We start from the raw sequence: 12,491 nt of genomic DNA on the forward strand, positions 1-12,491 counted from the left end.
TTACGCGTTGTATAACGCCGGACATCTTCAGGGATCGATCGATATGCTGACGCTGTATCACTGCTCGAGTGCACGCTCCTTCCGTCCGCTTTGGACCCTGGAAGAGCTTGGCATTCCCTACGACCTGACGATGCTGCCGTTCCCGCCGCGTTTCCTGAAGCGCGAGTATCTCGAGCTAAATCCCTTGGGCACCATTCCGTTTCTCGTCGATGGCGATGCGCGGATGACCGAGTCGTCCGCGATCTGCCTCTATCTCGTAACGAAGTACGGCCCCACACCGCTGAACGTTGCGGTCGATGAGCCTGCATATGGCGCGTATCTGAACTGGCTGTTCTTCGGCGAAGCGACGCTGACGTTTCCTCAGACGATCTATTTCCGCTATTCGCAGCTTGAGCCTGACGAGAAAAAGAACCCGCAGGCCGCGGCCGATTACGCACGCTGGTTTCTCGCCCGGCTGCGGGCGCTGGAAACAACTGTTTCGCAATCAGATTGGGTCTGCGCCGGACGTTTCACCGCGGCCGATATTTCCGTCGGCTATGCGCTGATGTTCGCGCAGTCCAATGGCCTTTCGGCGCAGTTCACGCCGGCCGTCGCCGCCTACTGGGAGCGGCTGAAGCAGCGTGAGGGATTCCGCAAGGCGATTGCCGCACAGGACCGCGCCAGCGCCGAGCAAGGGGTCGCGCCGAGAGTTCCGGCAGCCACCTAGGCCAGCATACTCGCGGCGTTGCTCGCAACATCCCGGCCGTTGATAATCTGCAAGCGCCGCGAGCCGGAAAACAGCGCACTCGGCTGAAGCCCGTAAATGCGGCGCAGCGAGTGACTGAAATGCGTCGAGTCCGGATAGCCGGCATCGAGCGCGAAATGCGCAAGGTTTCGCTCGACATTGACATGATACAGGATATTCCGCGCGCGCTTCCAGGCGCGGAATGTCTTGAAGTTCATGCTGGTCTCGTCCTTGAACAGATGCAGGAACCGCGACAGCGACAGCTTGACGCCGCTGGCGCAATCGTCACCCGAGATGCTGCTCGACGGCTTCGCCTGAAAGCGCGACACGACGGTCGATATGCGCGTATCCAGGTCCCGCGGCTTCAGGCGGCGCTGGAGGAAGATCTGGTCGAAATCGGCGGACGTAAAACCGCTGGTGCCGCTGAGCGCCATGGTCGCATAGATTTCGCGAAACCGCGCGGCGAGCCGGCTGGCCGCAACCGGATCGTCGCACTGGCGGATGATCTGCGCGAGATCGTCATCGCTGACCGATTCCGGCTCGATCAGCAGCCCGAGAATTTCACGGGACTCCGATGTGATCTTGTGCGGCAGATAGGCCGGAACGGCGAGGATCTCGCCAACACGCGGCGGCTGCCCGGCCACTTCAAGGCACGCGGTGCCATGCAGCGGCACACAGACCGCGAGCGCGCCGAGCGTGCGCACCGAGGGCTTGCCATGCAGCCCGGCGTAGAACACACGCTCCGAACTGATCAGCATGAACCGGTCGGACCGGCCGGACGTACACCTGCGCATCGTTTCCTCCAGATATCCTTCACGGGCGATTGTTCGCCTCTTGTGAAACTCGAATTAGCGGCTCTTCTCCGTGGTCTCGAATTTTCCCGCACCCATATAGCCGAACAGAAATCCGGCGACCTTGCGCTTCTGGATTTCCTCGCTGCCTTCGGTGATGCGGTAGCGCCGGTGATGGCGATAGATGTGCTCGAACGGCTTGTGCCGCGAATAACCCATGCCGCCGTGCACCTGCATGGCCCGGTCCGCCGCCTCGCAGCACAGCCGGTTCGCCCAGAAGTTACACATCGACACCTTGTCGGAGAGCCGATGCTCGACATCGGCCTGGGTCATGCGGTCCATTTCCCACGCCGTCTTGCGGATCAGCAGGCGCAGCATTTCGGCCTGCGTCGCCAGTTCTACCAGCGGAAACTGGATCGCCTGGTTTTCCGACAGCGCATGACCAAACGGCTTGCGTTCGCGCGCATAGCGCACGCTCTCGTTGATGCAATACACAGCCGCGCCGAGCGAACTCGCAGCCTGACGAATCCGGTTCTCATGCACAAAACACTGCGCCAGCGACAGGCCGCGCCCGACCTCGCCGAACAGTGCGTCATCCGGCACGAAGACATCGGTGAAACTGACGCGTGGATGATCGGTCGGCATGTTGAAGGTCCAGAGATATTCCTCGACCTTTACGCCCTTCGTATTCGCCGGAACGAGAAAACAGGTGATGCCGCGCGCATCGCCGTCGTTGCCCGACGTGCGCGCAAAGGTCGCGCAGTGCGTCGCGACATGCATGCCCGTGGTCCACATCTTTTCGCCGTTGATGACCCAGCCGCTGACGCCGTCCCGCGTCGCCCGCACGGCGGTCGTTTCCATGTGGGTCGCGTCCGATCCGTGATCGGGCTCGGTCAGGCCAAAGGTGATGCGGTACTTGCCGGTGAGCGCGCCTTCGATCATCGCCTTCTGATCGTCGCGGCCGTAGCGATCCAGCATGGTGACTAGCGGAAAGTTTCCGACGATCGAATGCTCGTTCTGCAGATCGTTGTGCAGGCCGAGACCCTTGGCGGCAAAATGCTCGCGGATCACCGCCATCCAGAGATTCGAACCATCCTTGCCGCCGTATTGCTTGGGAATCGCAAAGCGCAGATGCCCGGCTTCATCGGCCAGATTTTTGGCCTGACGCAGCAGGTCTTCCCATTCATGGCGCGGCAGGCCGCCCTTGTCGAAATCCGTGCGCGCCCATTCGCGGCGGTGATCAAAGAAACGGATGTTGTCGTCGCGCTGCTCAAGCGGCTTGATGGTCTGATCGATGAAGCGATCGAGCTCGGACAGGTACGCAGTCAGATCTTCAGGCAGCGAGAAATCCAACGCGCAACTCCCGAACGTCCATCCCGGACCTGGTTTTTTCTTTGCGCCGCGCTGCTTGAGAGTGCCCGCGACGGATGGCGAATTAAGATAAGCGCCGAGGCGTTAGTCAAGCGCTTAATTAATTTGTGAAGCGGCTTCTTTGCTGATCTATTCCGCGCACGGCAACATCGCTCGAATGTTGCAACGCAAGAAACCGTCAAGGAATCATTCATGGCCTATGAATTCGCCAAGGTGGAGCGCAAGGGTCCGCTCACCATCGTCACACTCAATCGTCCCGAGGTGATGAACGCCGTGCATTCGCCGATGCACTTTGAAATGCATCGCGTTTTTGACGAGTTCAACAAGGACCCCGATCAGTGGATCGCGATCGTGACGGGCGCAGGTGACCGGGCGTTTTCTGCGGGCAACGATCTGAAGTGGCAGGCCCAGGGCGGCCAGCGCGGCTGGGACACCAGCGGCTTTGCGGGACTGACCCACCGTTTCGATTGCGACAAGCCGATCATCGCCGCGGTCAACGGCGTGGCAATGGGCGGCGGCTTTGAAATCGCGCTGGCCTGCGACCTGATCATCGCATCGGAAAACGCGACCTTCGCCCTGCCCGAGCCGCGTGTCGGCCTCGCTGCACTTGCCGGCGGGTTGCATCGCCTGCCACGCCTGATCGGACTCAAGCGCGCCATGGGCATGATCCTGACCGGGCGTCATGTCTCTGCGAAGGAGGGCATGGAGCTTGGCTTCGTCAACGAGGTGGTTCCGAAAGGCGAAGCACTGGCCGGCGCCGAGCGCTGGGCCAATCTCATTCTGCAGAACGGCCCGATGTCGATCCGCGCCTCGAAGCAGACCATGCATCGCGGCCTCGGCGTGTCGCTGGAACAGGCGCTGGCCGAACAGTTCGACTATCCGGCAGTCAAGGCGCTCGCCGCATCAGAGGATTACATCGAAGGCCCCAAGGCTTTCGCGGAAAAGCGCCCGCCGCAGTGGAAGGGGCGGTAATCGTTCATCGACGACATTTCAGCGTCATTGCGAGCGAAGCGAAGCAATCCATCTTCCTTGAAGACATGGATTGCTTCGTCGCTTCGCTCCTCGCAATAACGAAACTAGCCTTGCTCGCTGTCCCGCTCGCGGCGATAGGAGGCATAGTTCGGCTGGTCGATGGCGAGCTTGTCCATGGTGGTCTGCCAGACATGTTCGGTCAGTCCCGGCGTGTCAAAGCTGAACTCGCCGCTTGCGATCCGCGCCGACAGCAGCCGGTTGAGCTCTTCCAGCGAGCCGGAGGTGCCGAGCAGCTTTGACAGCCGTTCAAGCTCGGCGGCATCACCGGATGCCTCAAGGGTGAGCTGACGCGCGACCAGATCGAGCGCGTTCAGCCCGACACGCAACTTGAACGCAGCGTGTCCGGACAATTGCGGCGCGACATCGGCGCGAAGAAATTCCGCGACTGCGTTGATCAGTTCGACCGGTGTGGGCTGATCCTGCATACTATTTCCCCCGACGCGGCGCGAGCAGCCGCAACAGATCGATTTCGGTTTCCGAGGCGCGGCGGCCGATCATGGCGCGCTCCATCGAATGATCCGGGCCAGCACGAAAGCGCTGCATCATGCCGCAGCACATGATGCCCCACCGCAAGGTGCCAAGTGTCTCCCAGAACATCACCCGAGCCACATCGACCGGACGGCCGGATGCGGCTTCATACGCCGCAAACAAATCCTCACGCGAACCGAGCCCCCCGACCGGCTTGTCGATCTCGCCAAAGCGCCACGAGTTCACGCAAATCCAGCCGAGGTCTTCCATCGGATCGCCAAAGTGCGCCAGCTCCCAATCCAGCACCGCGCGAACGCCTTCCGGGCCTATGATGAGATTGCCATGACGGAAATCGCCATGAACCAGCGTCACCGTGTCGGACGTCGTCGGCGCATTGTCGCGCAGCCAGCGCAGCGCCAGATCGAACACCGGGCGCGGCCAATCGAAGGATTTGTATTCGGCGGCAAGATCGTCGAGCTCGCCCGCCACCGTCATCAGCCGCAGCTTCGGCAAACGCGCCTTATCCAGCGCGTGAATGTCCGCAACCACCCTGCCAAGCTGGCTCGCCAGCACCTTGCGCGCATTGGCGAACTCCGCATCGCGGAGGATCTTGCGCGGAATGGTTTCGCCCTCGACGCGGTCCATGATGAAGCCGCTGCCAAGGCCGTCGTCCGCCCGCAACACATAACGCACGCGCGGCGACGGAACTCCCGCCTCATAGGCCTGCTGCATCAGGACTGCTTCGGCTTCGAGACCGGCCGCACGGCCCGGAGCCGCGCCGTAACCCGATGGCGCGCGGCGCAGAATGACGGCCATGTCACCGGAAGGATGCAGGAGGTTGAACGACCAGGTTTCCTGGCTTGCCCCGCCGGAGAGCTGAGCCAGGCGATCGATGCCTGTGGCTCCCGGAAACCAGCGCGCGATGCCGGTCTTGAGCGTACTCTCAATTGTCATTTGGATTCTTGGGGCTTGTTGGCTCTCTTGTTGGAGCCGGACCGTAAATAAAATCGCGTGCGCGGGCAACCGCGCACGCGATGTCGTTTCAGAGCGTCCTGCTCAGAACATCAAGCCTTCTTTCACCAGAACCCAGCGGCCACCCTTGACCTGCTGAACCTGCGTCACGGTGCTCGCAAGATGGTTGGTCTTGGAGAACTTGGTCGGCGGAGAGTTGAAAATGTCCTGGAACACGTCGCCGGATTCCATCGCATCGAGCACTTTCTGACCGGTCAAATCCTTGCCCGCCTTGTTGACGTAATGGGCGAAGGTCATCATCGCATTATAGCCGATGATCGCCTGCGTGTTGGCGTCAGCGCCAAACGCCTTCTTGTAGTTGTCTAGCCAGTCCTTGGCCTTCCCCTTCGCCGTGTCCGGATAAGGAATTTCGAAGGCGGCCGCCGCATAAAGACCTTCAACGGCTTCCTTGCCGAGGGCAGGCACTTCAAGCACGTTGGTCGGTGTTGCGCCGAGGAACGTCACATCCCAGCCGAGCTTCTTGGCTTCACCCATCGCGCCGATGGTTTCGCGGATCACAGTGCCGAGCACCACGAGATCGCAGCCATCGGACTTCATCTTCGCGACCTGCGCGCTGAAGTCGGATGCGCCCCGCTTGTAGCTGGTGATCGACGCCGGTGTCAGCTTCATCGCTGCCGTCTGCTGGTTAAAGCCGTCGAGCACACTTTTTCCGTATTCGTCATCCTGATGCATGATGCAGGGCTTGGCGAATTTCTTCCATTCGATCATGTGCTTGAGCGCAGCACGCGTACTTTCAACATAAGGAAGAATGTTGTTGAACTTCAGCCGTTCCTGCGGCTTCGCAGGATCGAACTTGAAGGTGAACTCCGCTGCGGTGAGCGGGAAAAGCTGCAGCACGCCCGCGTCGAACAGAATGTCCTGCGCCGCGAGCACGGTGGGGGAACCCATCGGTCCGACCATGGCGAAGATCTTGTCCTTCTCGATCAGCTTCTGCGAGGCGAGCACCGCGCGCTTCGGATCGTAGCCACTGTCTTCCACGATCAGCTTGATCTTGCGGCCGTTGATGCCGCCGGCGGCATTGATCTCGTCGGCTGCCATTTTCAGGCCGTTGGCCACCGGCACGCCCCAGCCCTTGATCGGGCCGGACAGATCCTGATGCGATCCGACGACAATTTCGGTCGGCGAGATGCCTTCGTTGGTCACCTTGGTCTGTGCGAAGGCCGGCGACTGGGTCAGCGCGAGCGCCCCCACCGCAAGGCCCAGCGCCTTGAACGATTTCGACATAACGGTCTCCTTCCTGTTGGCCCATATTCAGCGAAGGCCGGGCCTTGCTACCTTCGCCGCTGAGCGGCCTTTTCAGGCCGCGGAATGCGCTTCTATTGGCACAGTGTATTCAAGAGCTTACGCCATAGCGCTCGCCCGGTACATTGCATCGATTTCGGCTGCGTAGGACTTGTTCACGAAGCTCCGCTTTAACTTCATGGTCGGCGTCAGTTCTTCATCTTCGGGCGTGAGCTGCCGCTCGATCAGATGGAATTTCTTGATGGTTTCGACGCGGGCAAAGTTCGCATTGACCGCTTCGATCTCGCGTCTGATGAGGTCCTGGACCTCCGGCGCGCGGCACAGGCTCGCGTAGTTCGTGAACGGGATATTGTAGTCCTGCGCGAACTTCTCGACGTTCTCGTGGTCGATCATCACCAGACATGTGAGGTACGGCCGCTTGTCGCCGATGACAACGGCGTCCGAGATATAGGGCGAGAACTTCAACTGGTTCTCGATCTCGGACGGCGTGATGTTCTTGCCGCCGGACGTGATGATGATGTCCTTCATCCGGTCTGTGATCTTGACGAAGCCCTCGTTGTCGATAGTGCCGACATCTCCAGTATGCAGCCAGCCCTTTTCATCAATGGTTTCAGCGGTTTTCTCGGGCTGATTCAAATAGCCCATGAACAGGAAATCGCCCTTGATGAGAATCTCCCCCTTCGGGCAGATCATCACCTCGCCCCACGGCGCTGCCTTGCCGACCGAGCCGAGCTTGATGCGGTCGTTCGGCATCAGGGTCGCGACGCCGCAATTCTCGGTCTGGCCATAGACCTCGCGCATGTCGAGGCCGATGGCGAGATACCAGCGGATCAGATCGGGCGAGATCGGCGCGGCGCCCGTGAATGCGATGCGGACCCGATCAAGCCCCAGCATCCGCCGGATATTGCGGAACACCAGCCAGTAAGCCGCCTTCCCCGCCAGCCGCAAATGCAGCGGCGGCGTCTCCCCTTCGAGCCTGTAGTCGGTCAGGCGCTGGCCGATGGCGAGCGCGTGGCGGTACATCCACTGCTGGAGCGGCGTGGCGTCCTTCAGGGCAATGGTGATGGCCGAATAGAACTTCTCCCAGATGCGCGGCACCGCGAGAAACGCGGTCGGCTGCACCTCGCGCAGATTGTCCGGCACTGTTTCCGGACTTTCGGCAAAGTTCATGATCGAGCCGACGGCGATCGACAGATAGTAGCCGCCGATCCGCTCGGCGACATGGCACAGCGGCAGGAATACCAGCCGCTCCTCGTGATCGGTCGGCACCAGCAGATAGTCCGCGTAGCGCATCTGATGGGTGACGCTGCGGTTGGAGTGCATCGCGCCTTTCGGCGGGCCCGTCGTGCCCGAGGTATAGACCAGAATGGCGAGATCGTTCGGGCCGCGGCTGTCGATCATCTCGCTCCACAGCGCCTCGCGGCCCTGCATGTGATTGCGGCCAAGCGCCGTGAACTCATCCAGCGACATCACCATCGGATCGCTGAAACCGCTGAGGCCCTCCATGTCGAACACGACGATCTTCTCAAGCGTCGGGCAGCGCGCGCGGCAGGCCAGAACCTTGTCGAGTTGTTCGTCGTCCTCAGCGAAGATCACTTTCGTGCGCGAGTCATTGATCAGGTATTCGACCTGCGAGGCCGAGTCAGTCGGATAGATGCCGGACGAGACGCCGCCCGCGCAGAGCACGCCCATGTCGGCGAACACCCATTGAGGGGTGGCATTCGAGACGATGGAGGCAACATCGCCCGGCTTGAAGCCGGATGCATGGAGCGCGTAGGCGATCTCCTTGGCCGTCTGCAGCCATTGCCGCCAGCTCGTCGACTGCCAGACGCCGAGATGCTTTTCCCGGATCGCTGTCTTGTCGCCGCGCGTTTCAACCGCCAGCAGAAAACTCTTCGCGATTGTATCCGCGACGGTGATCACTGCGGGTTTCGCCATAGCTCGCTCCCTATCCTCGCCGCGGATCACGCGGCGTTCGTTCTCTCCCATTCTTGCCGCCCGGTCTTGTTGCCGGACTTCGAACCTGATCGTTATCGCCAGGTCTTCTTTTTCTTCCAGCGCCGTTCGCCCCGCGCGCCGTCTTCCTTGGCGCCGAGGTAGAATTCCTGAATGTCCTGCGATTGCATCAGCCGCTCACAGGTATCGTTCATCACCACACGGCCGATTTCGAGGACATATCCGTAGTCCGCCGTCTCCAGCGCGACCTTGGCGTTTTGCTCCACCAGCAGGATCGACATGCCCTGCTCCTTGTTGACGCGCTTGATGATGGTGAAAATCTCCTTCACCAGCAGCGGCGACAGACCAAGTGACGGCTCATCCAGCAGCAGCAAGGCCGGGCGATTCATCAGCGCGCGGCCGATGGCCAGCATCTGCTGCTCGCCGCCAGAGAGCTGCCCCGCCGGCTGATTGATGCGCTCGCGCAGACGCGGGAAGTAGCAGTAGACACGCTCGATATCAGAAGCAACGCCGTCGCGATCCTTGCGCGGATAGGCGCCCATCATCAGGTTTTCGCGCACGCTGAGAAACGGGAACACCTCGCGCCCTTCGGGCACATGGCTGAGGCCGAGGCGCACGATCCGGTCGGCTTCCATGCGCTGGATCGGCTGGCCCTTGAATTCAATGGAGCCCTTCTGCGGATCGAGAATACCGGAAATGGTCTTGAGCACCGTGGTCTTGCCTGCACCGTTGGCGCCGAGCAGCGTGACGATCTTGCCGCGCGGCACTTCAAGGCTGATGCCGCGGATGGCCATGATCGGCCCGTAATAGCTCTCGATGTTGCTCAGCTTGAGAATGATGTCGGGGCTGCTCATGACATCGTCCTCATGTGCCGAGATAGGCGGCGACGACATCGGGATGCGCCTGAACCTCGGCGGGCGCGCCCATGGCCAGCACCTTGCCGTAGTTCAGCGCGATCACCCGGTCGGAGACGCGGTTGACCAGCGTCATGTCGTGCTCGACCATCAGCACGGTGATGCCAAGCTCGGTCTTCATGTCGCGGATCCAGAACGACATGTCGTCGGTCTCCTCCACATTCAGCCCGGACGACGGCTCATCCAGCAGGATCAGCTTCGGCTCGGTGCACAGCGCGCGGGCCAGTTCGATCACCTTGCGCACGCCATAGGGCAGCCCGGAGATCAGCTTGTCCCGATGGGCGGCAAGGTCAAGGAAATCGATGACCTGCTCGACGCGGCGGCGATGCGCTTTTTCGTCGCGGCGCACGTTCGGCAGGAATAGAAGCTCCTGCCAAAGGGTCGTGGTGGAGTGCCGGTGCCGCCCGACCAGAAGGTTGCTCAGAACGGTCGCGTTCTCGAACAGTTCGATGTTCTGGAAGGTCCGGGCAATGCCCAATTTTGCGATGTCGTACGGCTGCGCGGCGGTAATGTCCTGATCCTCGAAATAGAGTTTTCCCGAGGTCGGCTCATAGAGCCGCGAAATCAGGTTGAAGATCGAGCTTTTGCCCGCCCCGTTGGGGCCGATGATCGAGAGAATTTCGCCCTTCTCCACCGCGAAGCTGACGGAATCCACCGCCTTGAGGCCACCGAAGTGAAGCGAGAGATTTTCCGCGCGGAAACAGCTCATCGGTTCCGCTCCGATTTGACGTAGATCTTCTGCCGTTTGAAGGTCGCGCTTGTAGAGCGGAAAGAGCTGGAAGAAGAGCTTGATCTTCAGCCAGCGGCCGTAGATCCCATAGGGCTCGAACAGGATAAACAGCATGATGATCAGGCCGTAGATCGCGCCTTTCAGGCCGTTGGCCGAGGCGATCGCCGCAACGTTCGCCTTGATATGTGCCGCCTGCTCGGCGCCCGCACCGAATGTCGCGGCAAGTCCGGCGATCACACCGGGAATGTCGTCCTTCAGGAAGGTCAGGAACGGATCGACCATCACGATGAAGATCGCGCCCAGCACCGCGCCGTGCAGGCTGAGCACGCCGCCGATGATGATCACCATGATGAATTCGATGGAGAGCTGGAGCGTAAACATCTCCGGGCTGATGAAGGACATCTTGTGCGCGAACAGACAGCCCGCGAAGCCGGTGATCGCAGCACTCAAGGCGAACGACTTCACTTTGTAACGCGCGACGTTGATGCCCATGCTCTTGGCCGCGGTTTCGCTGTCGCGGATCGCGACAAAGGCGCGCCCGGTCGGCGAACGCATCAGGTTCAGCGTACCGACGATCACGAGAATGAGCAGGCCGAGGCACAGGTAATAGAACGCAGGGCTATCGCGCGGCACGCTGTTGCCAAGCAACTGGATGGTCTTGACCCGCATGCCGTCGTTGCCATGGGTGACGCTTTCCCAGCGCGCCAGCACCTCCTCGACAATCAGCGCGAAGGAAATCGTCGCGATCACAAGATAGATGCCCTGCAGCCGCAGCGCCGGAAATCCGACCATCGCGCCGATGATGCCGGTGAGAATGCCGGCGGCAAGGAAATACACAACAAACGGGACGCCAAGCTGCTGCAGATAAGCCGCCGTATAAGCGCCAATGGCAAGGAATGCGGCGTGCCCCAGCGAGGCCTGTCCGGTGAAGCCGGTGAGGATCATCAGTCCGACGCCTACGGTGGCGTAGATGCAGACGAACACGAGCTGGCTCATAAGATAGCTTGAAAGCGTGAACGGCGCGATCACCAGCAGGATCAGCAGCGCACCGTACGACCAGAGGTAGCCGCTGTGCGGGATGAGCCGGATGTCGTCGTTGTAGTCGGTCTTGAAGAGAAACCGCATGCGACGCCCCCTCAGACTTTCTTCCGCGTGTGAATCCCGAAGATGCCTTCGGGTTTCAGCAGCAGCACTGCGAGAAGCACGAGGTAAGGCGCGACGTCTTTCCAGCCCTGCGGCAGATAGAAGCCCGCCATGCTTTCGATCACGCCGATCAGAACGCCGCCGACCACGGCGCCGGGAATCGATCCGAATCCGCCGAGCACCGCCGCGGGAAATGCCTTCAGACCCAGCACCAGTCCGACATTGGAATGGACGAAGGTGATCGGCGCCAGCAGCACGCCGGCGCAGGTTGCAACCGCGGCGCTGATTGCCCAGACGATCGACACCACGCGCTTGACGGGAATGCCCATGTAATAGGCCGCGAGCATGTTCTCGGAACTGGCCCGCATTGCGGTGCCAAGGGTGGTCTTGTTGAAGAAGAGATACAGCACGCCGCAAAGAACGATTGTCGCAGCGATCACCGACAGCTTGTCATAGGCAAGAACCAGGCTGCCGAGCCGTAGCACGCCATGGCTGAACGGCGTTTCGATCTTGAGATCGTCGGTGCCCCAGATCATGCCCGCGACCGACCGCAGGAAGAACCCGAGCCCGATGGTGGCCATGATGATGGAGAATTGCGGATAGCCGAGGATCGGCCGCACCACGAGACGCTCCGCCAGCATGCCGAACATGGCCATCGCCGCGACCGCGGCAATGAATCCAAGCCAGTAATTGAAACCCAGCAGGCTGATGAAGGTGAAGGCGAAGAACCCGCCCAGCATCATCAGGTCGCCCTGCGCGAAGTTGACGACCTCGGTGGCCTTGTAAACAAGGACAAAGCCAAGTGCGATCAGGCCATAGACACAGCCGAGCGCAATGCCGCTCACCAACTGCTGAACGAAGTCCAGCATCTTCGGTTACCCCTCCCCAACGTGCCGCGATTCTAGCGATCGCATTTGGTCACGCCGCGATCCTATCGATCGCCTTGCTTGGTTCTTGTGTCGATTAGCTATGCGTTTTTGCACGAGCCTTTTCGTAATCAGACCCAAACCGCAACGAGGTGTCAACAACACCCGAAAGAGTGCGATGCATCAAACGAAAAAGGCCGGGATTGCTCCCGGCCTTGAAGT

General features: G+C 60.8%; 11 protein-coding genes and 1 pseudogene. 2 read left to right on the forward strand and 10 right to left on the reverse strand.

The features are described 5' to 3' along the window. Positions 1 to 43 precede the first annotated feature (43 nt). On the forward strand, positions 44 to 706 hold the full coding sequence (locus HMPREF9695_RS14455; RefSeq protein ID WP_006021606.1) for a glutathione S-transferase family protein: 663 nt from the start codon (positions 44 to 46) through the stop codon (positions 704 to 706). Here the strand turns inward: HMPREF9695_RS14455 and HMPREF9695_RS14460 are convergent. Further along, on the reverse strand, positions 703 to 1,518 hold the full coding sequence (locus tag HMPREF9695_RS14460) for a helix-turn-helix domain-containing protein (protein WP_006021607.1): 816 nt from the start codon (positions 1,516 to 1,518) through the stop codon (positions 703 to 705). The genes HMPREF9695_RS14455 and HMPREF9695_RS14460 overlap by 4 nt on opposite strands. Before the next feature lie 54 nt (positions 1,519 to 1,572). Next, a complete protein-coding gene (locus HMPREF9695_RS14465; protein ID WP_006021608.1) occupies positions 1,573 to 2,868 on the reverse strand; it encodes an acyl-CoA dehydrogenase family protein in 1,296 nt (431 codons plus the stop codon). A 210-nt stretch (positions 2,869 to 3,078) separates the two neighbouring features. Here HMPREF9695_RS14465 and HMPREF9695_RS14470 point away from each other — a divergent pair, with 210 nt between their 5' ends. Beyond that, complete coding sequence (locus HMPREF9695_RS14470) at positions 3,079 to 3,858, forward strand: enoyl-CoA hydratase-related protein (protein ID WP_006021609.1); 780 nt, start codon at positions 3,079 to 3,081, stop codon at positions 3,856 to 3,858. Positions 3,859 to 3,962: 104 nt separating this feature from the next. On the opposite strand, the gene HMPREF9695_RS14475 is transcribed toward HMPREF9695_RS14470, so the two are convergent. From HMPREF9695_RS14475 to HMPREF9695_RS14510, 8 genes and pseudogenes are all read right to left on the reverse strand, one after another. Next, positions 3,963 to 4,343: a DUF6285 domain-containing protein gene (locus tag HMPREF9695_RS14475; protein ID WP_006021610.1), complete on the reverse strand. Its 381-nt coding sequence runs from the start codon at positions 4,341 to 4,343 to the stop codon at positions 3,963 to 3,965. 1 nt (position 4,344) lies between these two features. Then, the gene (locus HMPREF9695_RS14480; RefSeq protein ID WP_006021611.1) at positions 4,345 to 5,340 is read right to left on the reverse strand and encodes a phosphotransferase family protein; all 996 of its coding nucleotides are present in this window, start codon (positions 5,338 to 5,340) and stop codon (positions 4,345 to 4,347) included. Positions 5,341 to 5,442: 102 nt separating this feature from the next. Continuing rightward, positions 5,443 to 6,642 carry an ABC transporter substrate-binding protein gene (locus HMPREF9695_RS14485; RefSeq protein WP_006021612.1) on the reverse strand — a complete coding sequence of 400 codons (1,200 nt, stop codon included), beginning with the start codon at positions 6,640 to 6,642 and terminating at the stop codon, positions 5,443 to 5,445. Between the two features lie 117 nt (positions 6,643 to 6,759). Further along, positions 6,760 to 8,598 (reverse strand): AMP-dependent synthetase/ligase, encoded by a 1,839-nt coding sequence (locus tag HMPREF9695_RS14490; RefSeq protein ID WP_006021613.1) that lies wholly within the window; start codon positions 8,596 to 8,598, stop codon positions 6,760 to 6,762. A gap of 92 nt (positions 8,599 to 8,690) precedes the next feature. After that, positions 8,691 to 9,470 (reverse strand): ABC transporter ATP-binding protein, encoded by a 780-nt coding sequence (locus tag HMPREF9695_RS14495; RefSeq protein WP_006021614.1) that lies wholly within the window; start codon positions 9,468 to 9,470, stop codon positions 8,691 to 8,693. Positions 9,471 to 9,480: 10 nt separating this feature from the next. Beyond that, on the reverse strand, positions 9,481 to 10,239 hold the full coding sequence (locus HMPREF9695_RS14500) for an ABC transporter ATP-binding protein (protein ID WP_041712475.1): 759 nt from the start codon (positions 10,237 to 10,239) through the stop codon (positions 9,481 to 9,483). Continuing rightward, positions 10,236 to 11,385, reverse strand: a pseudogene (locus HMPREF9695_RS27150) (branched-chain amino acid ABC transporter permease). Before HMPREF9695_RS27150 ends, HMPREF9695_RS14500 begins: the two are co-directional and overlap by 4 nt. 11 nt (positions 11,386 to 11,396) lie before the next feature. Further along, complete coding sequence (locus tag HMPREF9695_RS14510) at positions 11,397 to 12,272, reverse strand: branched-chain amino acid ABC transporter permease (protein ID WP_006021616.1); 876 nt, start codon at positions 12,270 to 12,272, stop codon at positions 11,397 to 11,399. Between the last annotated feature and the right edge of the window lie 219 nt (positions 12,273 to 12,491).

Origin of the sequence: Afipia broomeae ATCC 49717 (assembly GCF_000314675.2) — a bacterium.
GTDB lineage: Bacteria > Pseudomonadota > Alphaproteobacteria > Rhizobiales > Xanthobacteraceae > Afipia > Afipia broomeae.

Excerpts from the sequence above, each read along its gene's own strand:
- HMPREF9695_RS14455 (WP_006021606.1), top strand. The coding sequence starts at position 44 with ATGCTGACGCTGTATCACTGCTCGAGTGCACGCTCCTTCCGTCCGCTT.
- HMPREF9695_RS14460 (WP_006021607.1), bottom strand. The coding sequence starts at position 1,518 with ATGCGCAGGTGTACGTCCGGCCGGTCCGACCGGTTCATGCTGATCAGT.
- HMPREF9695_RS14470 (WP_006021609.1), top strand. The coding sequence starts at position 3,079 with ATGGCCTATGAATTCGCCAAGGTGGAGCGCAAGGGTCCGCTCACCATC.
- HMPREF9695_RS14475 (WP_006021610.1), bottom strand. The coding sequence starts at position 4,343 with ATGCAGGATCAGCCCACACCGGTCGAACTGATCAACGCAGTCGCGGAA.
- HMPREF9695_RS14480 (WP_006021611.1), bottom strand. The coding sequence starts at position 5,340 with ATGACAATTGAGAGTACGCTCAAGACCGGCATCGCGCGCTGGTTTCCG.
- HMPREF9695_RS14485 (WP_006021612.1), bottom strand. The coding sequence starts at position 6,642 with ATGTCGAAATCGTTCAAGGCGCTGGGCCTTGCGGTGGGGGCGCTCGCG.
- HMPREF9695_RS14490 (WP_006021613.1), bottom strand. The coding sequence starts at position 8,598 with ATGGCGAAACCCGCAGTGATCACCGTCGCGGATACAATCGCGAAGAGT.
- HMPREF9695_RS14495 (WP_006021614.1), bottom strand. The coding sequence starts at position 9,470 with ATGAGCAGCCCCGACATCATTCTCAAGCTGAGCAACATCGAGAGCTAT.
- HMPREF9695_RS14500 (WP_041712475.1), bottom strand. The coding sequence starts at position 10,239 with ATGAGCTGTTTCCGCGCGGAAAATCTCTCGCTTCACTTCGGTGGCCTC.
- HMPREF9695_RS14510 (WP_006021616.1), bottom strand. The coding sequence starts at position 12,272 with ATGCTGGACTTCGTTCAGCAGTTGGTGAGCGGCATTGCGCTCGGCTGT.